Origin of the sequence: Streptomyces ficellus, assembly GCF_009739905.1 — a bacterium.
GTDB lineage: Bacteria > Actinomycetota > Actinomycetes > Streptomycetales > Streptomycetaceae > Streptomyces > Streptomyces ficellus_A.
Map to the genome: position 1 here is coordinate 201,878 of NZ_CP034279.1, position 23,485 is coordinate 225,362.

Sequence of the window (23,485 nt, forward strand, 5' to 3'; positions counted from 1 at the left end):
GAAGTGGAGAAGTGATGGCACACAGCGTCGACGCGGCTGCGGCCGATCTTATCGGCGACCAGAGCAAGGCGTTTCCGGGGGCGTTGCTGCGTCTCCACGCGGACGGCGGCCCGGAGGCGGATGCCGTCATCATGCGGTTCGTTCAGCGCATGTCCAATCTCGCTGAGCTCGAGGACGACCTCTATGCGATGGAGCACCACGGGCTGGCGGTCAGGGTCGCGGCGGAACTGAACCCGGACCGGGATGTGGAACCTTTCCTCAGCCTGCTGGAACCCCGGCCTCCTTCGAGCCGCCTCGCCCGGAAGATCATGAGCAGCTGGGCTGCGGTGGCCCACCATGACACGTTTCCGGGCGCCTCCTGGGGATTCACGCGACTGCGCCGTCTGGATCCGCCTCCGGTCCCTCGCTATACCGCACGCCTTCAGGAGAACAGCGGCATCATTCGCAGCTGCGCAGCGATGGCCCTGGGCGACACCGCCGATCTGGCCGCGCTCGAACCGTTGGCCCACGCCCTTGACGACCCGTCACCCGATGTGCGATTCAACGCGGTCATGTCGGTGCGCAGGCTGCGCCATGCGGGAGCGGCCCGCGTACTCGACGGGCACCCGGCCGAGTCCGGGCTGGTCAAGGCTCTGAGCGACAGGAAACTGCGCATCCGAAAATCCGCTGCGCAGGCACTGAAACTCCTGGACCGCTCGGACCTGGTACACCGTGCCGCGGCAACTACCGACGCCTCTACGGCCAAGATGCTCCGGCAGACACTCGAACGGGACGTCGATCCACTGCCCAGGATCTGGCCGGGTGACAACACAACCCTGTGACAAGCCGCTGCTCCGCCGGGGGTAGGGAAGCATCACCAGACTGACCCCGCCCTGACGCTCACGCGGCGGATCTGTGGGCACGACCCTTGTCGGCATGCACCGCGCCGGCCTTCGCCGCACCGGTCCGCGACGTGCTGTCCCCGCCCCCGGCCGCTCGCCGCCGAATGCGCCCCGAACGCGTTCGGCGGCGAGCGGCCGTACTCGGTCGGCCGGAGATCCCCCGGAATCCCGTGACTCCCGTGCGGAGGCACGGCGGGCCGGACCCCGGGCTTCGGTCGCCCAGGCCAGGTAGAGGGCGAACGCCGCCCATGCCCGGCCGTTCACCGGCCGCTGCCCGGGGTGCAGCAGGCGCAACATCACCGCCGCCCTCACAGACCCGACCTTCGGTCTGCCTGCACCTCCCGAGGCTCCGCGGTGACACCGACGAATTCCACGGCTGCGACCAGCAGTTCGTCCTGGGTGACGTCGAGAAGACGGCCATCCTCGATATTCGGGCCACAACAGAAGGAGTCACGGCCCCGTGCTGCGGCGAAGTTCGGCGCGCGTGGTGTGCAGTTTGGCCAGGACGCGGGCGACGTGGTTCTCGACGGTGCGGGGGGAGAGGAACAGGGCTGCGGCGATCGCCTTGTTGGTGGCGCCGGAGGCGAGGAGGTCGCGGATCTGTTCCTCCCGGGGGCTGAGCCGGTCGCCGTAGCCCGCACGGCCGAGGGGGTTCGCCGGCTCGTGCCCGAGGGCTCGGAGCAGGTGGTGGCAGCGGGCGGCGTCAGAGGTGGCGCCCAGGCGCTCGAAGGTGGCGAGCGGCATGTCCAGCCGCTCGACGGTGTCGGTGGGATCGTCGGTACGGCAGCGGGCGGCGTGCTCTGCGGCGAGGGCTGCGTGGTACGGGCGGCCTGCGTGGCGCCAGTGCTCGCTCGCCCGACCGAAGGCCGCCCTCGCCTCGTCGGGTTCGTCCGCTCGCAGCACCAGGCCCCTGCAGAGGCACTGTTCGGCGGCGGCCCCGGGCGCGTCACGGCCGTTGACGGCTTCCGCGTGCCGGTCGGTGAGGGCCCGGGCCTTCGCGGGCCGGTTCAGGGCGAGGAGGGTTTCGACGGCGACGGGCACGAGGCCCCAGGCGTAGCACCAGGCCTCCTTGCGGTCGAGGAAGCCGAGGTGGTCGAGCGGGTCGGTGAGGGAGCGCCATGCGGCTTCGGGGTCGCCTCGGGAGAGGTGGAGGCGGGCGGTGCCGGCTGCGGCGCCGAGCGAGTTCAGGTTGAGTCCTCCGCGGGTCAGGACCTCGTCGAAGGCCTCGGCGGCCTGGGCGGCGTGTCCCCGGGCAGCGGCCGTGATCCCCCGGACGGTCGGCAGGAGCAACCCGCTGGATCCCAGGGACATGACGGGGTACCGCTCGTGGAAGGCGTCCATTCCGCGCTCGGCGTCCCGCCACTGTCCGGCGTGCCAGTCGAGCAGGATCCGGCAGGCCTCGACGAACGGGGTCAACTGGGGCATGTGTGCGTCCGGTATCAGGATGGCGGCCTCCGCCGCCGCCTCGGCGGCCCGCCCGTCGTGTCCGGTGGACACCGACCAGGCGGCGGCGCCGCACAAGGCGATGGCGGTGGCCTTGAGCGTCTGCGGGTCGTCGTCCTCGCGGGGCAGCGCCGCCAGCAGGTCCGGAAGACCGGGGGTGGCCGTGACACTGAGGTGGAAGAGCTGGGCCGCCTGGAGCAGGGGCGCCGCCTCCGAGCCGGCGGGCTGGGGTTCCTTGGTGGCGGCCAGCAGGGCGAGGCCGCGCTCGACCATGCCGCGGTGTTGGGCAAGCGTGAACCGGTCCGTCTCGGAGAGGCCGAGATTGGCCAGCAGTCTGGCGGCGAGCAGTTGGTTGCTGTCCCCCACCTCTGACAGCGCGGTGAGCAGTTCCTCCTCGCCCGACAGGTCTCCCGCGAGATAGATCAGAAGTGCCCCGAGGCCGGTCCTGATCCCGGCGCGGACCGAGGCGGGAAGGCCGGGCAGTCGCAGCAGCCGGCGCAGCACGGCGGTCGTCGCGGTGTGTTCCGCGAGCATCGTGGCCATGTACGCCCGGGCCAGGGCCGCGTGGCTGAGCTGCTCCGTGGTGAGGTGGGGCTGGTCGAGGATCTCGTTCAGCAGGGTGGCGGCGGTGCCGTGGTCGCCGACGGCGATGGCGTGGTCGGCGGCGGCCTGCGCGCGGGGCAGCCAGGCCGCCCTGTCGCCCAGCGCGCGAGTGTGGTGGGCGATCTGGACCAGCGGTGGCGGATCCTGGGTCTGGAGCACCGCCAGGATCCGCCGGTGGGCCCGGGTGCGAACGGGCCCGGGAAGGGCGGCGTACACCGCTTCCTGCGCGAGGACGTGCGCGAATCCGTAGGCGTCCGGGCCGGCCTGGCGTAGCACCGCCCCTCGCAGCGCCTCCAGCAGGGCCGCGCCGCCGCGGTCCTCGTCCAGACCGGCGATCCGGGCCAGCAGCGCTTCCCCGGCCGGCACTGCCAGGACCGACGCGGACTCGACCAGCGCTGCAGCGTCCGTTCCCAGCCGGCCGGTCCGCTCCGCCAGCACTTCGCCGAGGCTGCGCGGCACTCCGAGCGCGGTCGTGGCGCTGTGCCCCGGCGCCCACGGTGGGGTGTCCGTGCTCCCCGCGCCGGGGGCGGCCGCCGTTTCCGGCCCGTCGGGCCCCGCCAAGGTGATCAGGTCCTCTTCGATCACCAGGGGCAGGCCCTCGCTGCGCTCCAGGAGGGTCCGTATCAGACCGGGCGCCGGCGTGCCGCCCAGGATGTCCCGTGCCATGGATGTCAGCTCGGCCGCACCCAGCGGGCCGAGCGCGATCACGGCCCCGGCTGTACCCGGTGGGCGCCGGTAGGCCGCCCCCAGCACCGGGCCGCCGCCCGGCAGATCCTCCGGGCGGTAGGTGAGCACCAGTGCCGTGTCCGCCGGCATGTCCCGCGCCAGCAGAAGCAGCAACTCACGCGTCGCGTCGTCCGCCCAGTGCACGTCCTCCACGACGAGCGTCACCGGAGCCACGGCCTCCAGCAGCGTACGTACCCCCGACACCACCCGGAACCGCCCCGCACCCGGCCCGGCCCCCGCCGACACCGGCGGAGGCGCCGGGGGCAGAGCTCCGGCCAGGTCGGGCAGCAGCGACGCCAGGGCACCCGCGGAGGCGCCGAGCCGGTCCGCGGGCGGCAACCACGGGCCGACCCGGCGCAGCGCGTCGATCACCGGCCCGTACGCCAGGGGCTCCCGCAGCGGATGGCAACCGCCTACGAGGACGCGCAGGCCCTGTCCTTCCAGCACGGCCGACGCCTCGGCGACCAGCCTTGACTTGCCGATTCCGGCCTCGCCCTCCACCATCACCACGGCGGGACGCGCCCCGGCCGCGGCGAGCAGTGTGCGCAACTCGTCGACGCGTCCCGCGAACGCGCATCCCCGCACTCCTGGGGAACGGCTTGTCTGGTCGACGTCGTCCATGCCCGGCTCCGATCGGGTGCGGCCCGCCTGGCGTACGGGGCAGGCCACTGCCGCCCCATGCATACACCGTAATCCCGCCCGGAGCGGGCTGCCCGGACCGCCCCAGGCAGCGCCCGGGCCCACCGGCCGCGGAGGCGGTACCAGGAGGCGGTACGAGGAGGCGATACGTGACCGTCGGCAGGTGGGCCGAGGGCGGTGTCCGCAGGAAACGGAGGGCGAACGCCTCACCCCGCCGACACACGCCGACACCCGCCGGCCACCGATCACCCGCCCCCTCGGCCTGTGCGCCGTGCGGGCTCGGCGGCCGCGCGTCGTTCCGCTTCCGCCCGGGCGAGGAAGACGTCCAGCACCCCGTCACCCACCCTCGGCTGCGCGCCGCCCCAGGTGTTGCGCGCCGGTGCGACCCGTATGGCACGGGCCCACTGCTGGAAGGCGAGCGACTCGGCGCGCAGCCTCCCGGCCTCCGCGGTGTCCCCCGTCAGGCAGGCGTCGAGCGCGTCGAGCATCCGCGCCATGGCCTCGCCCCACAGGTGGGTGGCGTCGAGCCAGGGGGCGGCGTCCACGGCGAAGCCGGCCTGCACCCGGCCGGCCCGCACGGTGGCCGGAGCCTGTCGAATCGCGACCGCGTACGCGCGCAGGTCCCGGACCGCGGCCGCGCGCTCGCCCGCCTCCCACTGCGACCAGAAGCGGGCCACCCGGCGGCCCAGCTCGGGTGCCTGGGGCTGCCAGGGCGTCGCTCCGAACGTGGGCGCCAGGTGTTCCAGGTCGCCGAAGACGAGCAGGGCTTCGGTCGAGGGGCGGTCGCCGTCCGCGAGGTACGCCATGGCGCGCCGTTGGTTCGCCGCGGCGTCGTAGGCCGTGTCGTTCCAGGTGAAGTCGGCCACGCCGAAGACGGCGACCTTGGAAGCGTGGGGTTGGTTCATCGGGTTGGCGACGATGCCGGACAGATGACGGGCCAGGCCCGGCTGCCGCTTGTCGTAGGGCGCGAAAAGCAGTCTGCCGGTGGTGTTGCCGAAGTCGTTGACCGGATAGTTGTCCCAGACGAGCACCTTGCGTCCGAAGAGCGCGGAAGCCCGGTCCGCCTCCGCGACGGTGATCCTGGGTGGGACGACGTCCGTGCCCGTCCACATCACGACGACCGCCGGATCCAGCGCGGCGCGCAGGGTTCGCTTGTAGGCGGTGTCGGCCAGGTCTCCGTACTCCGTGGGAACCATCTGCAGCGGCTCGGTGCCCGCGTGGGCGGCGACGAACGTGCGCTGTACGTCGTTGAGGAGGTCGGCCTGTGCGGCGGCGGCCGCCGCCCGGCCGGGCGGACCGTACACCGACCTGTCGAGGTCGCAGTTCCAGCGGGTGTGGTCGATGTCGTCCAGTGGGATGGAGAAGGCGCGTGTGCCCAGGTCGTACAGGGCTTTCAGCTTGGTCCTGAGGGCCGTGCGGTCCCTGCCGTCCGCGTAGCAGATCGACTCGCCGGGTGAGACGGCGAAGGTGAAGCGCACGTGGTTCGCGGTGGCACGCCGTACCAGTTCGCCGAGTTCGGCCAGCTTGTCGCCGGGGTAGGGCTCGCGCCACCTCCCCCGGTGGTAGGGGTCGTCCTTGGGCGCGTACACATAGGTGTTGGCCTTGACGTCGCCGTAGAAGTCCATCTGATCGAGACGCTCGGCATGGCTCCAGGGCGTGCCGTAGAACCCTTCGACGGTGCCCCGCAGCGGCATGGCGGGGAAGTCGCTGACCGCGGCTCCGGCCACCTTCCAGCGTGGCGCGGTGCCGTCGGCGAACCCGCTGGGGAGGAACAGCCGGCGCAGGGTCTGTACGGCGTAGAACTGGCCGGCCGGGTCGTGTCCCCCGAGCGTGACCTGCCGGCGCCGGCCACCGCCCTCGACGCGTATGGCATAGCCTTCCGCCCTGGTCGGCGCCTCGGTGCCGTCCAGAGCCTCGGCTATGTCGGGGCGGTCGGCCGGGCCGAGGCGCACGGTGAGCGGACCGCGGGCCGTGGCCGGGGCGGTGCCGGGGGCGACGAGGTCGACGCGGTCGGCACCGTGGGCCGCGAGGGCGGCGACGAGGCGCTCGCGTGCGAATGGGTCCGTGCGCCGGTCGGCGACGACGAGGACGCGGCCGGTGACGGCCGCGTCCGGCCCGGAGCGGACCATCGACTGCGGCGTGGGTGAGACCTGAGGCAGCGGGACCGCCGCCGCCCCGTCTTGCGGAGCGGTGCACAGGAGCCCGAGGGCCAGTGCGGTCGCCAGGGCGAAGCGCGCTGCGACTGGGGCTTTGCGGGTGTTCACATGACCTCCAAGGTGGTCAGGACCGCGACGACCGGGCGCACGCCGCGCACATGCTCCTGTGCTTGTGGGCGCCTGAGCGCCTGTGCGCCTTTACGCCTTTGCGCCTTTGCGCCTGAGCGCCTGTGCTCCAGGGCCCCACGCGCCCGCTCCGGGGGGTGTGAGGGTGCCGCCTCAGCCGGTGAAGATCCAGCCCAGTTGGCCGCCCGAGGCCTGGCCCTCGCAGTTGGTGGTGTTGGACTCGAAGAACTCGCGGTGCTTGCCGACCATGCAGCGCATCAGCGGAAGGCTCCCGACGTCCGACGGCTGCTGCGGGTGGAACCAGCCGAGCCGGGACACATAGGTCTGGCCTTCGCAATTGACATCGCCGGAGAGGAAGTTGTCCTTGCGTACGACGCAGTGGTACAGCGGCACGGTGCCCTCGCGGGGGCTCATGTAGAGCTGTCCCAGACTGCCCTCGACCCGGTAGCCGGGCGGCACGTTCCAGACGGTGCTGATGTGCTCGCCGTTCGGACCTATCAGGCGGTTGAGCGTGCGGGTCGCACCGACCGTGGGATCACCGGTGCAGGTGGCCTTGACCATGGCCTGCCAGTAGATCTCGGTCACTTGCTGGTAGACCGGACCCTCCGTCACCCGGCACTGGGAGCCGGTGAAACCGAACTCGGTGACCTGCCGGTCGAGATGGTCCATGGCGGCGGCCGCCGCGATGTTCTTCGGCCCCGCGCCGATTCCTGTCAGGTAGACGGCCACCGGTCCGGCAGAAACCGCGGAGTCGGAGACGGAAGCGGGAGCGGAGGCGGGAGCGGAGGCGGGAGCGGAGGCGCCGCCGGGGGCCGGGGCCGGTGCGGCGGACACCGGGCCGGCGGCGATCGCCGCGGCCGTCAGCGCGGCGGTCGCGGCGACGAGGACGGTGCGTAAGCGGGATGTGGCGTGCAAGCGGGAGCTCCTGGTCGTCGGCCACGGCATCGCTGGATCGCCGAGGGGAAGGGGGCACACCGCACGATCGGCGGCATCGGGGCATTCCATCGACGCCATTCCATCGGTGCGCGCGTTCCCGGGCCAGACGGTCTTCGGCCGAACGCGGCGTCGTCACCCGGCCGACGGGGCACCGGTCCGCCCCCGGCGACCCGCGGTCGCCGACCGGGAAGGGACAGGTGGCTTCAACCGGACCCACCGGCGAGGTCGCCGCCACGGGTGGTGTGCAGCTTGGCCAGGACACGGGCGGCGTGGTTCTCGACGGTGCGTGGGGAGAGGAACGGGGCGGCGGCGATGTTTTTGTTCCTGGCTCCGGGGGCGAGCAGGTCGCGGACCTGCTGCTCACGGGGCGAGAGCCGGTCGCCGTAGCCGGCGCGAGCATGCGGGTGGGGGCGCTCCCGGCCCATTCGTCACAGCAGGCTGCCGCACGGGCGGTGTTGGAGGTGGCGCCCAGGCGGTCGTACGTGGCGACGGGTGCGGCCAGCCGGGCCCGCCGTGTCGTCGGGGTCGGTACGGGTGCGGGCGGCGCGTTCCGCGGCGAGGGCGGGTGGGGGCGGCCGACTCTCGTTGGTGGCGGCGTGCCCTCGACCCGGACGACGGCGGGCCGGGCGCCGGACACCGCCGCGGAGCGCGCCCATCTGCCCGGCACGCCCCGCGAAGGCACAGCCGACGGGGACCGCTCGCGGCCCAGCGCCGCCCATGTCCACTCCTCCGCGCCGCGGCGCTCCCCGGACGCGGCGGGACCCCGGCGCGTGGTCCCGTTCTCGCCGCACCCCGGCGGCGGGCCGCGACCGAGCTGCCGGTGCGGGAGGGCCGGGACGGAATTGGGTAGTGGCCCGGATTGAATACCTACTGATCGGCGCGGTGTGGTGGTGGTGCCACAGCGCCCGTGCGATCGTCGCGGCTCACGGCTCACGGCTGGCGGCCCGGGCGCATCGGCGGCCGGTGTCCGTGAGGATTCCGGCACCGGCGGCCACCAGGCCGCCACTCCGGCCGGCATGGCTCCGGACCCACTTCCGGTGTCACGCATCCACCGATCGCCCGGCCCCGCACGACCGCCGGCCGGCAGTACGCCCGTTCCCACGATCCGAGGAGTTCCGATGCCTCGCCCCGATTCCCTCGTCACGCCCCGTACCTGTTCCCGTCGGCCGGCACCCGACGCGCACTGCTGCGAGCTGGCTGCCGACCTCAGGGCTCCGCACTCCCTGCGGATGTGGATCGCGGCCCTGCTGGACGGATGGCACCTGCCCCGGCTCCAAGACGACCTCGCCCTGATCGCGACCGAGCTGGCCACCAACGCGGTGGAGCACGCGGGCACGGCTGCCAGGATCACCCTGGCCTTTCGGGAACCGGAGCCCGGCCGGAGGGTGGTGCGCCTCGAGGTCGAGGACTCCGGTCCGGGCTTCGCCCCCCGTTCCGGTACCTCCGCGGCCCCGGCCCGCGACGCGAGAGAGAGCTGCGCGGGCCGTGGACTGCAACTGGTCGCCGCTCTGAGCAGCGCCTGGGGTGCCAGGCCGACAGCCCCACCGGCCAGCTGGTCTGGGCCGAGCTGCGCGCATGACCGGCCGTGGCCGGCGTCCACGGGGCACGGGCAGCCGCCGGCCGGCTCAGCGCGGTCGACTCGACGACACGCAGCGCCGCGCGACCCGACGACCGGTACGACCGGCCGTCCCGCCGGCGGCTCAGCCGTCGTCGCTCCCGAAGAGCCGCTGAAGCGAATCCCGCGCTCCGTCGAGATGGACCCGCATGCGCGGACCGCCCTCCCCGGGTCTTCGGCGCACAGCGCCGCGAGTACCGCGCCGCGCTCGGCGACGATGCGCGGTCCGAGTGTGTCCCGGTCTGGACCATGCGCAGGTGCACTGCGCCTCTGATGCCGCGGTAGGGGCGGCTGTCGGCGGGGCCGCCGCGGACGGCGCTGACGAGGGATCCGTCGCAGCGGAGGTCCGCTTCGACGAAGGCATCGTGCGGAGATCCGGGCCGCAGCTGTTTCAGGTCCGCGATGGCGCGTTCGGCGTGGGTCGGTGGAACCGCGGCGCGATCGGCGAGGCCTGGACGGCCTGAGTCTCCAGCGGCGTGCGTACCGGGAACAGGTCGCCGACACCGGCCCGCGTCACATTGCGGTACGGAGGACGCCTTGTTACGAGCCGTCGGCCGGCGGCGTGGAGTCGAACGCGAGATAGTCCTCCAGGCGCGCCACCGTGAACCCCTGCTCCTGGATGCGCCGGAGCAGATCGGCGGTCATGTCGGTCAGGGAGCGCCCCTTCAGGTCCTTCGGCCCGCGGAAGTGGGCCAGGATGATCTGTCCGGGGCGCAGCCTGCGGTCGGCCCGCTGGTACTCCAAGTCCTCGATCCCCATGTCCGCCCGCCACAGCACCATGGCCTGCAGGCCGCAGGCCTTCATGGCGGCGAGCGTGTCGTCGTTCCAGCTTCCGAACGGCGGACGGAAGAGGCGCGGCGCCCTGCCGAACTCCTTGGCGAACTTCTCCTGCGCGCCGCACATCTCCCTCTGTTGGCCGGCCTGGTCCAGCGACTTGAGATCGGTGTGGGTGAGGGTGTGGTTCTCGACGGAGTTGCCGAGGTCCCGGAGCTCCCGGAAGTAGCCGTAGTCCTTCTTGACCGCGTCGTCGGTCAGGAACATGGTGAAGGGAATCCGCAGATCCCTCATCATCTCGATGAAGCGCGGATCCTTTTCGTTGCCGTCGTCAAAGGTGAGGAAAACAATCCTCTCGTCGGTCGGTATCTCCTTGATCCAGGGATCCCGGACCGAGGAGATCTTCAGTGGGTCCCGAGGTGCCGCCGGGGCGGGTGCCATCGGTTCGAGGCCCCACTTACGGAAGGCTGCGGCGTTCCCGAAGCCGACGGGCGCCTCGGGCCGCGCACCTGCCGCGGGTTGCCCGGAGGGAGCGGGCAGGGGCCGCGACGCGGGGGCGGACTCGTGCCCGGCGGGAGCCGGAGAGGAGGCCGGGGCAGCGCACCCACTCACGACAAGTACGCACAACACACCCAAGGTTGACCATCTCATCATCGTTCCTCCACGAGCTCGCGCCGGATGTCTGCCGACGGCTCAGACGGCGAAGACGGGGTGGAGGTCACACAGGAAACGCGGCGATGGCCCTTCGTGTTCATCCTGTGATGCGCGCAGGACGGCGTGCGCCTCACACCCACGGCGCCCAGGTGGCGAGGAGCGGCCACGGGGCCACCCTTGTGAGTTACACAGCTTCACGTCACAGCGTCAGGGCGCCGGCCCACCCACCCTCATGCGGCGCCTCGCCCTTCCGGCCGAAACATCGATTTCACGCAGTTTCTGATGATCGGCAGGTGTCATCACCTGTTTGTCCGACACCTCGGGCGTCCAAGACCTGGTTACGGCAATCGACGAAAGTGGGCTCGGCACATGGCTGACTGGACTCAGATCAACGGCGCTCTCTCCGCGATCTCCGCAGGGTCGAGGACCAACGTGTGGGGTGTGAACTCCGCCGGGAACATCTACCGCTACAGCGGCGACGACGCGGACCCGTGGATCAACATCCCCGGCGCCCTCAAGGACATCGGAGCGGCGGCGGACGGCACCGTATGGGGCGTCAACGCCGCCGGCAACATCTACCGCTACACCGGCGACGAGAGCTCGACCCACTGGAAGCAGATCTCCGGCGGACTGGCCCGCATCTCGGCCGGCTCCAGGACCAACGTCTGGGGCGTCAACTCCGGCGGCAGCATCTACCGCTACACCGGCAACGACGCCAACCCATGGATCAACATCCCCGGCGCCCTCACCGACATCGGAGCAGCGGCCGACGGCACCGTATGGGGCGTCAACGCCGCCGGCAACATCTACCGCTACACCGGCGACGAGAGCTCGACCCACTGGAAGCAGATCTCCGGCGGACTGGCCCGCATCTCGGCCGGCTCCAGGACCAACGTCTGGGGCGTCAACTCCGGCGGCAGCATCTACCGCTACACCGGCAACGACGCCAACCCATGGATCAACATCCCCGGCGCCCTCACCGACATCGGAGCAGCGGCCGACGGCACCGTCTGGGGCGTCAACGCGGCCGGCAACATCTACCGCTACGGCGGTGACCAGCCCGGATAGGCACACCCTGCGGCCAGGCGCCTCGCTCCGTCCGCATGGGACGGAGCGGGGCGTCTGTCGCGAGCGGTGGAACCCGCGCCCCTGGGGCCGGGTCAGCCACCGGTGAGTTCCAGGTCGCCGCGGTTCAGGTCGTTGCGTACGAGGGGCATCGGATGCGAAGCCGGGCGCCGACGGGGCTCGCCGCCGGCGGTCAGCGCGACCGGATAGCCCACTCAGGCCGGTTCGGGTGAGTCACAGCATGCTCTCGCGCCGGTTGTCGGGGCCGACGCGGCGGGTGAGGAGTCCTGCCGCGATCAGCCGGTCGGCCCATGCGCGTGGCGCTCGAGCGATTGGCCCCGAACCTCCCGGCCAGGGTCACCGGTTGACGGAACCCCTGGATGGACAGCGCGACGAGCAGCTCCGACTGAGGCACGGTCACCCGCTCCTCGGCTACCTCGAGTGACCGCGCCCTGCCCTGCCCGGGCGGCCGCCCGTCAGGTGGCTCACCGACGTGACCCATTGCGGTCACCCACCGTCATCGTCGCCGTCACGGACGAGCGGCCGCATGGATCCGGTTCAACTTATTGACAGTTTGCCGGTGTTGATCGAGGCTTTCCGGGAAGCGTGATGTTTACGTAAACATCGCGTTGCCGGGATGGATCCGACCGATCGATCCCGTGCACGCCCCACGACTCCCCCCACCCGAGTCGGCCGGCCACCGCTCCGCCCAGCGGGGCGCTCCGGCCGACGCACCACACGTGAGGTATCGCGCCATGCGACTCAAACCATCCGGAACAGCCGCCGTCCTCTCCGTCATTGCCGCCCTCGTCCTCTCCCTGCTGACCGCCGCGGGCACCGCCCACGCCGAGCCGGCCGGCATAGCCAACGGGACGCAGTTCACCGATCCGAACGGCAGGCCCGTGAACGCCCACGGCGGTGGCGTGATCAAGGTGGAGAACCACTACTACTGGTTCGGCGAGAACCGGAACTCCGACAACAGCTTCCGATACGTATCCGCGTACCGTTCCACGGACCTGAAGACGTGGGAGTTCCGCAAGCACGTGCTCACCACCGAGAGCGACCCGGAGCTGGCGGGCGCCAACATCGAGCGACCGAAGGTCATCTACAACAAGTCGACCGGCAAGTTCGTGATGTGGATGCACAAGGAGGGCAGCCCGACCGACTACAGCGAGGCCCGCGCCGCCGTCGCCGTGTCGGACACCGTGGACGGCGACTACACCTGGAAGGGCAGCTTCCGTCCCCAGGGCCACATGTCCCGAGACATCACCGCGTTCGTCGACACCGACGGCACCGCCTACATGATCTCCGCCGCCAATGAGAACGCGGACCTGCACGTCTACCGCCTCACGGACGACTACACCGAGATCGACGCCCAGGTCCAGAAGCTCTGGGCCGGCCAGTCCCGCGAGGCTCCCGCCATGTTCAAGCGCGACGGCGTGTACTTCCTGCTCACCTCCGGCGCCTCCGGCTGGCAGCCCAACCAGCAGATGTACGCCACCGCCACGAGCATCACCGGCGAGTGGAGCGGTCTCAAGAACGTCGGCGATGCCAAGACCTACCGCAGCCAGACCACTTTCGTGCTGCCCGTCCAGGGCACCGAGGGCACCAGCTATCTGTACATGGGCGACCGCTGGGCGGGCGCGTGGGACGGCAAGGTCAACGAGTCGGCGTACGTCTGGCTGCCGCTGAAGTTCCCCACCAGCACCACCATGACCATGGACTACTCCCCCGAGCTCTCCGTGGACACCGCCGCCGGCACCGTGACCGGTCTGGACGCGACGTGGGAGGCGCTGGCCGCCCGCAACAGCGGCAAGTGCGCCGACGTCACCGGTTTCGACACGGAGGACGCGACCCGGGTCAGCCAGTGGAACTGCGGCGGTGAGGTCAACCAGCACTTCTGGATCAAGGAACTGGACGGCGGTTACGTCCAGATCATGGCCCGCCACAGTGGCAAGTGCCTCGACGTGAGCGACGCCTCCGGCGCCGACGGCGCGCCCGCGGTGCAGAACGCCTGCAATGGCGCAGAGTCCCAGCAGTGGAAGGTTCGTACGTCCGAGACGACCGACTACGTCCATCTCGTCGCGCGGCACAGCAACAAGTGCCTCGACGTCACCGACGGAGGTACCTGGAACGGCGCCAACCTCCAGCAGTGGACCTGCAACAACGGCGACAACCAGAAGTGGGACCGGGCGACGGTCTGACACGCCCGAGCCCCGCACCCGCCGACCCGGGTGCGGGGCTCCGGCCTCCCCGATGCGTGCACCGCCAGCGGCAGGTCAGGCACGCCGTGGACTGCCGGCGGCAGCAGACCGTCAGCATCGGTCCCGGAGGATCTCCGACACATGGCAAGCACGACCCTGGCCCACGGTATGGGCACGTTCTTCAAGGACTGCGAGCACCCGAGCACCCGAGCACCCGATGGTCGAAGTGCCCGCACCTGTACACGGTGCGGTACCGGGATGCGGCGGGGAAGCAGGTGGCGGAGTCAGAGTCAGCCGTCCAGGACGACGCGAGGCAGGGGCCACCTGGACTCGCCGCTGGAGCACCACCTGCTCCCGGCGGTGGAAAGCCGCCGTATCAGCACCTTCGGCTCCGCGGTCGTGGACGGCGTCACCCGGCGAAGTGAGCTTCTGGGCGCCCGGGTCCCACCGCGTTCAACTGCCGTCCCTGGCATCGGAGAGCTCGTGGTCCGTGAAGGTGATGTCGGTGAAGACCGCCCGGCAGCCCGCGCCGTGCGGGGACTGGGCGAGGAAGCCGGCCTCGACCGGGTGGTCGAACGGCACTCCGATGCTGCACAGCCGGACGAGCCGCCATGTCCGCCCGTCGGCCGAGCTGTGGAGTGCGAAGGCGTGGCGCATCCGGGAGATGCGCAGGTGCACCGTGTCTCCCAGGACGTCCCAGGCGTTCGCGTCGTCCGACACGCCCCGGGTCACCACGGAGACGACACTCGCCCTGCCCTCCGGGGAGAGTTCGAGGCAGAGCTTCAGCCATGTCGTCGGGCCGGCCCACACGACCAGGGCGCCCGCGTCGAAGCGGCCCCGGAGGTCCGCGGTGACCCGGGCGCTCAGCCGGAACGGGCCGGTGACCTCGCCGGTCAGCCGGGTCAGGTCCGGGGTGGCCTCGCCGGGCTCGGCGGCGCAGTCGACGAACAGGTCACTGCGCGGCGCCGAGACCATCTCGAGTGCTGTCCCGGTGGCACTCCAGCGGGCCCCGGCGGGGCCACGGGCCGTCAGCTCGAACGGCAGGGCGGGCATGTGTACAGGTTCCATCGTCATCACCCCGCCTTTCCGGCCGCCCCGAGCGACAGCACGTCGTCCAGGTCGCACAGCGTCAGGGACGCGAGCCGCAGATCGGCGGCGCTGAAGTCGTGCGACCGTGACAGGACGTGCGGCACGGCCACGCACAAGGCGCCGGCCGCCTTCGCCGCGCGTACCCCCCGGTTCGAGTCCTCGAAGGCCACGATGCCCGCCGGGTCGACGCCCAGTCGGCGGGCGGCCAGGAGGTAGAGGTCCGGTGCGGGTTTCACCCGGGGTACGTCGTCCGCGGTGACGACCACCGGGAAGGAGCCGAGCAAGCCAAACGCTTCGAGGTGGGGCCGTACGGAGGTGGAACGGGAACTGGACGCGATGCCGAGGGGCAGGCCGCGCTTCTCCGCCTGCGCCACCAGCCGCCGGACGCCCGGCAGCGGCGCCTCGTACGCCATGTACGTCCGGAACATGCTTTCCGCGCGTTCCTCCAGCTCGGCCGCGCCGGCGGTACGGCACCGGGCGGCCAGGTCCTCGAACGGGTCGAAGTCGTCGAGCGTACCGCCGATGGAGGCGACGTACCGGTCGTGCGGCAGTTCCTGGGACAACGAACGGTAGAGCTCCCGCAGTACGGCCAGCCACAACACCTCGGTGTCAGCGACGAGTCCGTCGAAGTCGAGCACGAGGGCCCGGCTCGGCCGGCTCATGAGACCGTCACCGCGCCCGGCTCGCCGTTGCGGGGGATGAGCCGCACGCCGGACCGGAAGTCGGTCCTGCCGAAGGTGCACAGCGCGGCCACACCGTAGAGCGCGGCGATCGCCGCGAACAGCAGCAGCGGCCTGGTGTCGAAGAGCACCGCGGAAAGGTAGCCGGTCGGAATGGACACCACGGCGGTGAAGGTCTGTACGGCGGCGAAGAACATGGCCCGCTCCGACGTGTGCACGCAGCCCACCACGATCGCGTCACGGTAGGACTCGACCAGGAACGGGCCCCCCGAGGTGAGCACCGTGCACAGGAACAGCAGGGGGAGGTTGCCCGGGCCCAGGGCGAGGAACAGGAGCCACCCCGCGCAACTGGCGACGAGTGACCACCGCGCCATCGTCTCCGCCCGTACACGGCCCGACGCCCTGGGCATGACGATCGCGTACGACAGCAGCGCGGTGACGGCGCCGACGGCGGGGACGCCGCCCACCACCAGGGCGCCGTAGTCCAGGTGCCGCGTGAGGTACACGGCCAGGAACACGTTGAGCTGGAAGGCGACGAAGCTGAGCGTGTACATCAGGACCAGGCGCCGCAGCGCGGCGTGCCGTCCGGCCGCCCACAGGAGTCTGCCGCTGTCGGTCACGCTGCGCAGCAGGGGTGTGCGCGCGTGCCGCTCCATGGCGTCGGCGCCCGCACGTGTTTCGACCGTGTACCGGTGGCGCAGCCAGTTGTGCAGCAGCATGGCGAGCCCGCCGACGAAGAACAGGACGCGCAGGGTCGGCACGGTGCCGTACGCGTCCATGCAGAGCCCGACGACGGGGACGAGGAGCCCGGCGAACATGATCACGACTTTGATGGCGCCGAAGATGCGGGGGCGGTGTTCCTCCGGGCTGTCCTCCGTCGCCAGCAGCCAGAACGACACGTTGACGATCTTGGATGAGGCGTTGAGCAGGTACCCGAGGAGGAAGAGCCCGAAGTTGTCGCTGAAGGCCCACACGAACATCGGGATGACCCAGGACGTCACGTCGAACCAGAACGTGGCCCGGCGCCTGCCCATCCTGTCGGTGACGGCACCGGCCACGAGCTGGAAGAGGAACGCGGCGTAGAGGTTGGCGGAGAGGATCACTCCGATGGCCACCGTGCCGAGGCCGGCGCTCTCCATGTACAGGGTCGCGTAGTACAGGGCGGCGGTGCCGAATACCGCCCAGAACGGTTCCGTGTAGATGCAGTACCGGGCGTTGCGGTGCAGGTGCGCCACGAAGCCGCGGCGCCGTCTCATGAGCGGATCACCGCCTTGACCGATGTGATCTCCACCTTCCTTCCGGTGCGCGGGTCGATGCCCATGGTGGATTCGAAGGCGTCACGGAAGTCCGCCATGTCGACCTCCGTGGTGACCATCCGTGCGAGTTCGGGCAGCCGGGCCGAGAAGTCGAGGGCCGGGCCGATGGCGTCGTGCAGCGGGACGGCCGCGACGATGCTCAGCCCGGCGTCGATGAGCCTGGTGGGGGCGATCTCGGCCCGGTAGGTGTCGTCGTAGCCCATCGGCACCACCCGGCCGCCCTTGGCGACCGCGTCCATCGCTGTCGTGAGCTGGTTGCCGACCGCGTCGATGACCACGTCGAACCCCTTGCCGTCGGTGAGCCGCGCGATCGTCTCCGGTGTCAGCTCGTCGGGGTGCAGAGCGTGGTGGGCGATGCCGGCGGCGAACGCGCGGCGGAAGGCGTTGGGTTCCGTGGCCACGGTGAGCCGGCCCAGTCGCCGGGCGATGCTCTGGCACAGCAGGCCGATGGCACCGGAGCCGATGACGAGGACGGTCTCGTGGGGCTGGAGGCCGGACTTCAGGACGCTGTTGAGTGAGCAGCCCAGCGGCTCGATGAGGCTGGCGACCTGCCAGCTCATCCCGTCGGGGATCGGGTAGAGGTACTGGGCGGTGCCGACGTAGTACTCGGCGAAGGTGCCCGCGAGGGTGAACCCGACCTGGTGGTCGTCGAAGTGGAGGCAGTAGCAGTAGGCGCCGAGACGGCAGTTGCGGCAGGTGCCGCAGGATTGAGTGGGGTTGATGACGACGCGGTCGCCGGGCTTGACGCGGGTCACGGCGTCACCGGTCTCCACCACGGTGCCGACGCCCTCGTGGCCGAGCACGGTGCCCTTCCCCGCCACGTCCAGCTTGCCGGCGAGGATCTTGTGGTCGGTGCCGCAGATGCCGGTCATGGCGATCCGGACCTTCACGTCGTCGGGCCTGCGCAGGGCGGGCTCCTCGACGTCGGTGAGTTCCATCCGGCCCGGTCCCGCGTACACGAGAGCTCGCATCTCCCGTCCTCCGTTCAGTTGGGTTTCAGTAGCTGGTCAGGGCGGCGTCGATGGCGCGCTCGACCTCGTCGAGCTGCGCGGGGGTGTGCCGGTCGGAGAAGACGAAGTAGCCCTTGGTGAAGATCCGCCGGTCGGCGAGCACGCTGAGCAGGTGCGCACGGAACGGGTCCGTCCAGAAGTCGCCGGCTCCGGCCGTCCCGAGGGAGAAGCTGGAGTGGTCGCCCCGCACCTCGATGCGGTCGTGCAGCCCGAGTGCGGAGACCCGGGCGCGCAGGGTGTCCATCATGGCGGTGGTGCGTGCGCGCCACGACGGCCAGACGGGAGCCGCGTCCATCAGGTCCTCGCAGGCCAGGGCGGCGGCGAGGGCCAGGGACTCGCTGGAGTGCGCGTTGCTCATGCGGACGTCCCCGGCCCGCATCACCAGCCGGCGGTCCCCCAGGAGGGCCGCGAGCGGGAGTCCGTTCGCCATGCCCTTGGAGACGCACAGCAGGTCCGGCCAGATGCCGAGTTCGCCGCAGGTGGCGCGTCGGCCCATGCGGATGCCGGAGGTGACCTCGTCGAAGATCACGACCGTGCCGGCGGTGCGCGCCTCGTCCAGGACGGCGCGGAGGTGGCCGGACGTCCAGCGGTTGGGGCAGAGCACGACCGCCGCGATGTTCCCGGGGTGCTCGCGCAGCAGTGCGACGAGGCGCCCGGGGTCGTCGGGCGGGATGGTCAGGGTCAGCTCCGCCACGGCCTGGGGGACGCCGAGCGCGGCGGGGCCTGCGGAGTAGTACGACGGTGCGGCCCAGTCGTGCCACCCGTGGTATTCGGTGGCCACCACGAGGTCGCGGCCGGTGGCGGCGCGGGCGATCCGCACGGCACCGCTCACCACGTCGGCGCCGCTCTTGGCGAACTTCACCGCCTGGTACACGCCGAACCGGGCCAGGAGACGGTCGGCCAGTTCCCCTTCGAGGGGGTCGGCGACGGAGAACGCGGTGCCCCTCTCCAGCACCGCGCCCACCGCCTCCGCGACCTCGGGCCGGGCGTGGCCCCAGGTCGCGGTGCCCATGGCCATCTCGCAGTCCAGCCAGGTCCGTCCGTCGAGGTCGGTGAACCCGGCGTCCTTGGCGCGTACGGCCACGATCGCGCCCCGCCCCGGCAGCAGCCGGTGGGGTGTCTTGGCGAGGGTGCTGCAACCGGCCGGGATCACGGCGCGGGTCCGGTCGAACCACGTGAGGCTGGGCGTCCGGCCGGTGGTGTCCGCTCGTTCGCTCGTCATCGGACCTTGACCCCCGGCCAGCAGCCGGCATGGAGGTCCGCGAGGCCCGTCCTGTTGCCGTGCAGGTCGATGACGATGTCGTCCGTGCGGACCCGGAGGCGCTCGGTGAGCCACATCCGGTTGTCCAGCAGGCGGACGAAGTTCTCGACGAGGAGGAGCAGGGGCCGCGCTTCGGTGAGGAGCGCGTCGGGCAGCACTTGGGCGAGCAGGATGGGTCCCTCACCGCCCACCTTGGTGGAGTGGTCGAGCACATCGTGCCGGTCGAGTAACGAGGCGTCGGAGAGGGCTTTCCAGACGTCGGTGGCGTCCGTTCGGGTCTCGGCGAGGTCCACCGGTACGTAGCGGTCGAGGCCGGCCTCGCCGGTCAGGGTGTCGACGATGCGGGGGACGACGTCGTTCTCCAGGTGCCCGCCCCATGTCTTCCAGAACCGCGCGAGGTTGCTCTTGCGGTTGCTCGCCCGGTGCACGCCGTTGCGCTGTTCCCAGTGGTACGAGGTGACCCTCGGGTCGATCACGGTGTGGTGTCCGAGGGACCTGGCCCGCATCTGGTAGTCGAAGTCCTCGTACCCGTTGAAGTACCGCTCGTCGAGCAGCCCGACGTCGTCCCGTACGCGGCGGGTCATGGCGAAGAGCGCGAAGGCGGCCAGTTGGACGCGGTACGGCGCGCCGGGCAGGTCGGCGGGGCGGGCGTTGAGGTACAGGTGCCGGCCCGACGTCTCGCTGAACGAGATGCCGCAGTGCTGCACTCCCCCGGTCTGGGGGTACAGCAGGACGCCGGCGGTCATCCCGGCCCGCGGGTGGTCGTGCAGCGTGCGCAGCATTCCGGACTGCCAGCCGGGCGACAGGACCAGGTCGGAGTCGACGAAGAACACATGGTCGCCCCGGGCCTGGAGCAGCCCCTGGTTGAGGGCCTGTCCGCACCCGCGGGGTGTGGTGTTGTGGACGGTTCCCACCGTGAGGGTGTCGGCTCGCTCGGCCTTCAGCGTGCGGGCGAACTCCTCGATCATCTCCCCGGCTTCGGGACCGGAGCCGTCGTTGACCAGGATGAGTTCCGCGTCCGGTTCGATGGTCGATCTCAGCGACCTGAGGAAGAGCGAGAGGACCGTGGGTGACTGGTAGATGGGCACGATGATGCTGCTACGCAAGAGGACCCCCCATGTTGCGTATGGAACCGCTCCGGGCACGGATCCGGGCGAGGCTCGGAGCGGGTGATGCGGTCTACCGTCAGGGCGTCAGCGGCATGACGGGGAAGGGCACCGAGAAAGCGACCACGACCGAACGCGATCACACAAAATCGATCACCCGATGACCAAGAGACTGCGTGGGGGCAGGGTGTGTTGTCAAGCGGTCGCAGCCTGGCCGCCAAGGCCGTGCGCGGGCCCGCACGCAGGGCTTCCACCAGGGCGAACGAGGATGCACGCGGGGCGTACGCGGCGTGGACGGACCGCTCTCATCAAGCCGGATTTGGCGGGAAAGGGTCTCGGTCCGTGGTGTGCGGCGTACGGTGCGCGGCTCCGAGGTCGATCGTGACGCTCGCACCGCCGCCGTCCGCGTTCTCGTACAGCACCCGGGCGCCCAGCACCTTCGCCTGCCCGGCCACGATGGTCAGGCCCAGACCCGTCCCCCTGCTCATGCCTCCGCCCCGGTCGGCCGATCCCGAGCGGAACCGCACCGGTCCGTCAGCCAGGACATGTTCGGGAAAGCCGGGACCGTGATCCCGCACGCGCAGCCGGGCACCGTCCACGTCGAGCACCACGGGCGGCGCGCCGTGCCGGTGGGCGTTGGTGATCAGGTTCGTCACGATGCGTTCGATGCGCCGGGGGTCGGTCCGCACGACGGCGTCGCGCACCACCCGGACCTCGACGTCCGGCCAGGGGGTGGCGGCCCGCCGCGCGATGACGCCGAGGGGCATCTCCTCGCAGAAGACCTGTTCCAGGCCGGGCACATCGAGGCGGGCCACCTCCAGGACGTCCTCGACGGTGCGCCGGAGCCGGCCGACGCCCTGCTGGATCAGCTCGGTCGGGCGGCCGGGTGGGAGCAGGTCCACCGCGGCCACGAGCCCGGCGACCGGGGTGCGCAACTCGTGCGCGATGTCGGCCGTGACCCGCCGCTCGGACTCCAGCCGTTCGGCGAGGGCGTCGGCCATCGTGTTGACGGCCCGGCTGAGGCGCGCGATCTCGTCCGTGCCCCGCGGGGTGATCCGGGCACTGAGGTCACCCTCCGCGATCCGTTGCGCAGTGCGGGTCGAGTCGGTGATGCGGCGGCCGATGGCGACGGCGGTACCGATGCCGACGAGGCAGCCGAGGGCCCCGACGAGCGCCCCGGCCCCGACCAGCACTCGGTCGAGGCTGCGCAAGGTGCGCAGTTGGGCGGTGTAGGACTGCCGGACGGCGACCACGTCGCCACCGACCCGGGTGGCGGCCCACATGTGAGGGGCCCCGGACGCGGGGTCCAGTTGCAGGTACGTCGCCCGTACGTGCCCGCGCTCGACGGCCTCGCGCAGCGGGCCGGGCAGTTCGGGCGCGTTCACGAGCAGTCCGGTCTCCACGCCGGCCGCGTGGTCGTCGAGGGCGCGCAGTAGCTCCGTATCGGCGGCCTGGGCGGCTCGTTGTGCCTGGTCGTCGGCGGTACGGACATGGACGGTCATGCCGAGCAGAGCCGCCGCCACGACGACGGTGGTGCTGGTGACGAGGGCGATCCTGGTGCGCAGTCCCATGGGGTCAGGGCACGAGCCGGTAGCCGAAGCCGCGGACCGTCCGGATCCGTTCCCGGCCGATCTTGAGGCGGAGCCGCTGCACGTGGATATCCACGACGCGGCCGTCGCCGCCGTGCTCGTAGTCCCACACCCGCTCCAGGAGGGTGGTCCGGGACAGCAGGACGCCGGGTTCGGACGCGAAGGCCAGCATCACCTTGCGCTCGGTGGGCGTCAGCCGCACCAGGTCATCCCCACGGCGCACCTCCAGGGTGGTCGTGTCCACCGTGACGTCGCCGAACCGCTTCAGCGACTCGCCGCCCGCGGCCGACGGGGACGGGACCATGCTCCGGGCCCGGCGCAGCGCCGAACGTATGCGGGCGGCCAGGACCGGTACGTCGTACGGCTTGGTGAGGTAGTCGTCGGCACCCGCCTCCAGCCCGAGCACGACGTCCACCGGGTCGGTACGGGCCGAGACCAGGAGGATGGGCACACCGCTCACCTCGCGGACGCGCCGCACCAGGGAGACACCGTCAAGGCCCGGCAGCATGACGTCCAGCACGGCGACGTCCGGTGCCCGTTCGAGGAAGTGCGCCAGTCCCTCGGGCCCGCTGGCCGCGGTCCGCAGCCGGTATCCGTATCGTTCCAGCATCAGTCGTGTGGACTCGCGCAGCAGGGCGTCGTCCTCGACGAGCAGCACCTCGGTCATGGCTGGTGTTCCTATGGTTCGGGGACGATGAGGCGCAGGTTTCGCAGCTCCGCGGCCCGTTCGGGAGGAAGGCGGGGGGAGTGCACCCTGGCGCGGGAGTAGTAGGAGACGTTTTCCCGTGCTTCCAGTCCCGCGAGTTCCACCGTGGCCGGATGGCCGTCCGGTGCGCAGCCCTCCTCGCACCAGGTGCCGCGCACGACGCCGGTCGCCATGGCCTTCTCGGAGCCCCAGCCCGTCCAGCGCAGGTCTTCCAGGGAGGTGAACTCGTCGATCATGAAATCTCGTGGACGGGTCAGGGGGTGACCCAGGGCGTCGGACACGTAGACCGGTCCGGCTTCCGGGGCGGTGGCGGGGGCGGGGCCGGTGACCCGTGGCTGCTCGCCCGGGCCGCACGCGCCGACGCCGGTGACGAGCGCCGCCGTTACGGCCGCCAGGACGGCGGCGGCGGCGATCCTGTTCACGGCGGCCCCGCCGCTGCGGAGGCTCGCGCATCTCCACGGCCGGCGCTCCGCGGGATCTCACCCGGACGCGGGTGGACGGATGTACGCACTGATCTCCTTGTCGACTGTCCTGGCGCTCGTTGTGCGAAACGCAACAGGAAGAAACACCCGCCTACCCGGACAGGCGGGTTTTGGCCAAGCAGAAGCCCTCGTTCCACTTGACGCAGGTCACGAGGCACCGCATGGAGCCGGAACCGTACCCGCAGGAGAACGAATTGACGAAACGTCAGATTTACCGTGCTCCATCTCCCTGGGACGGTCGGGCGAGATTCCACCCCGCACAAACGCGACATACATGCCGATTTTCCTCCAGCGAGACCCGGTGCCGCGACCCGGGGTGCGGCAAGTCTTACGGAACGGTGACATCTGGTGCCCCTGTCCCCGCCTGTGCCCAATTGTTGGATCGGTTGCTTTCACGCCTCCCCTGGGCTAGTTTCTCGCCACC

At 71.2% G+C, this 23,485-nt stretch carries 18 protein-coding genes; 4 read left to right on the forward strand and 14 right to left on the reverse strand.

The annotated features are described in order from the left end of the window. Positions 1-14: 14 nt before the first annotated feature. Positions 15-821, forward strand: a complete 807-nt coding sequence (locus tag EIZ62_RS00990; RefSeq protein ID WP_167536307.1) for a HEAT repeat domain-containing protein — start codon at positions 15-17, stop codon at positions 819-821. A gap of 510 nt (positions 822-1,331) precedes the next feature. Here the strand turns inward: EIZ62_RS00990 and EIZ62_RS32675 are convergent. The 4 genes from EIZ62_RS32675 to EIZ62_RS01010 all read right to left on the reverse strand — a co-directional run bounded on the left by EIZ62_RS32675 (position 1,332) and on the right by EIZ62_RS01010 (position 7,935). Beyond that, the gene (locus EIZ62_RS32675; RefSeq protein WP_167536308.1) at positions 1,332-4,274 is read right to left on the reverse strand and encodes an ATP-binding protein; all 2,943 of its coding nucleotides are present in this window, start codon (positions 4,272-4,274) and stop codon (positions 1,332-1,334) included. A gap of 263 nt (positions 4,275-4,537) precedes the next feature. Beyond that, on the reverse strand, positions 4,538-6,556 hold the full coding sequence (locus tag EIZ62_RS01000; protein WP_244375331.1) for a glycoside hydrolase family 84 protein: 2,019 nt from the start codon (positions 6,554-6,556) through the stop codon (positions 4,538-4,540). Positions 6,557-6,727: 171 nt separating this feature from the next. Further along, positions 6,728-7,489 carry a hypothetical protein gene (locus EIZ62_RS01005; protein WP_156690814.1) on the reverse strand — a complete coding sequence of 254 codons (762 nt, stop codon included), beginning with the start codon at positions 7,487-7,489 and terminating at the stop codon, positions 6,728-6,730. A gap of 224 nt (positions 7,490-7,713) precedes the next feature. Continuing rightward, the gene (locus tag EIZ62_RS01010; RefSeq protein ID WP_156690815.1) at positions 7,714-7,935 is read right to left on the reverse strand and encodes a LuxR C-terminal-related transcriptional regulator; all 222 of its coding nucleotides are present in this window, start codon (positions 7,933-7,935) and stop codon (positions 7,714-7,716) included. A gap of 693 nt (positions 7,936-8,628) precedes the next feature. Here EIZ62_RS01010 and EIZ62_RS32890 point away from each other — a divergent pair. Continuing rightward, positions 8,629-9,399, forward strand: coding sequence for an ATP-binding protein (locus EIZ62_RS32890; RefSeq protein ID WP_167536309.1), 771 nt, complete (start codon positions 8,629-8,631; stop codon positions 9,397-9,399). A gap of 266 nt (positions 9,400-9,665) precedes the next feature. Here the strand turns inward: EIZ62_RS32890 and EIZ62_RS01020 are convergent, their stop codons facing one another. Next, positions 9,666-10,340, reverse strand: coding sequence for a polysaccharide deacetylase family protein (locus EIZ62_RS01020; RefSeq protein WP_244375333.1), 675 nt, complete (start codon positions 10,338-10,340; stop codon positions 9,666-9,668). A gap of 582 nt (positions 10,341-10,922) precedes the next feature. On the opposite strand from EIZ62_RS01020, the gene EIZ62_RS01025 reads away from it, so the two are divergent. Continuing rightward, a complete protein-coding gene (locus EIZ62_RS01025) occupies positions 10,923-11,621 on the forward strand; it encodes a tectonin domain-containing protein (protein WP_156690818.1) in 699 nt (232 codons plus the stop codon). 752 nt (positions 11,622-12,373) lie between these two features. Further along, positions 12,374-13,822, forward strand: coding sequence for an RICIN domain-containing protein (locus tag EIZ62_RS01030; RefSeq protein ID WP_156690819.1), 1,449 nt, complete (start codon positions 12,374-12,376; stop codon positions 13,820-13,822). A 453-nt stretch (positions 13,823-14,275) separates the two neighbouring features. Here the strand turns inward: EIZ62_RS01030 and EIZ62_RS01035 are convergent, their stop codons facing one another. From EIZ62_RS01035 to EIZ62_RS01075, 9 genes are all read right to left on the reverse strand, one after another. Then, positions 14,276-14,890, reverse strand: coding sequence for a DUF1349 domain-containing protein (locus EIZ62_RS01035; protein WP_244375335.1), 615 nt, complete (start codon positions 14,888-14,890; stop codon positions 14,276-14,278). 5 nt (positions 14,891-14,895) lie between these two features. Then, the gene (locus tag EIZ62_RS01040) at positions 14,896-15,573 is read right to left on the reverse strand and encodes an HAD family hydrolase (RefSeq protein WP_156690820.1); all 678 of its coding nucleotides are present in this window, start codon (positions 15,571-15,573) and stop codon (positions 14,896-14,898) included. Beyond that, positions 15,570-16,847, reverse strand: a complete 1,278-nt coding sequence (locus tag EIZ62_RS01045) for an MFS transporter (protein WP_156690821.1) — start codon at positions 16,845-16,847, stop codon at positions 15,570-15,572. The genes EIZ62_RS01040 and EIZ62_RS01045 overlap by 4 nt, the downstream gene beginning before the upstream one ends. Beyond that, positions 16,844-17,878, reverse strand: a complete 1,035-nt coding sequence (locus EIZ62_RS01050) for a zinc-dependent alcohol dehydrogenase (RefSeq protein ID WP_244375337.1) — start codon at positions 17,876-17,878, stop codon at positions 16,844-16,846. Before EIZ62_RS01050 ends, EIZ62_RS01045 begins: the two co-directional genes overlap by 4 nt. Before the next feature lie 25 nt (positions 17,879-17,903). Next, on the reverse strand, positions 17,904-19,139 hold the full coding sequence (locus EIZ62_RS01055; RefSeq protein WP_156690822.1) for an aminotransferase class III-fold pyridoxal phosphate-dependent enzyme: 1,236 nt from the start codon (positions 19,137-19,139) through the stop codon (positions 17,904-17,906). Then, positions 19,136-20,284: a glycosyltransferase family 2 protein gene (locus tag EIZ62_RS01060; protein WP_167536310.1), complete on the reverse strand. Its 1,149-nt coding sequence runs from the start codon at positions 20,282-20,284 to the stop codon at positions 19,136-19,138. Before EIZ62_RS01060 ends, EIZ62_RS01055 begins: the two co-directional genes overlap by 4 nt. Positions 20,285-20,592: 308 nt before the next feature. Further along, positions 20,593-21,855 (reverse strand): sensor histidine kinase, encoded by a 1,263-nt coding sequence (locus EIZ62_RS01065; RefSeq protein WP_156690824.1) that lies wholly within the window; start codon positions 21,853-21,855, stop codon positions 20,593-20,595. A gap of 4 nt (positions 21,856-21,859) precedes the next feature. Further along, a complete protein-coding gene (locus EIZ62_RS01070; protein WP_156690825.1) occupies positions 21,860-22,540 on the reverse strand; it encodes a response regulator transcription factor in 681 nt (226 codons plus the stop codon). 11 nt (positions 22,541-22,551) lie between these two features. After that, on the reverse strand, positions 22,552-23,001 hold the full coding sequence (locus tag EIZ62_RS01075) for a hypothetical protein (protein WP_156690826.1): 450 nt from the start codon (positions 22,999-23,001) through the stop codon (positions 22,552-22,554). Between the last annotated feature and the right edge of the window lie 484 nt (positions 23,002-23,485).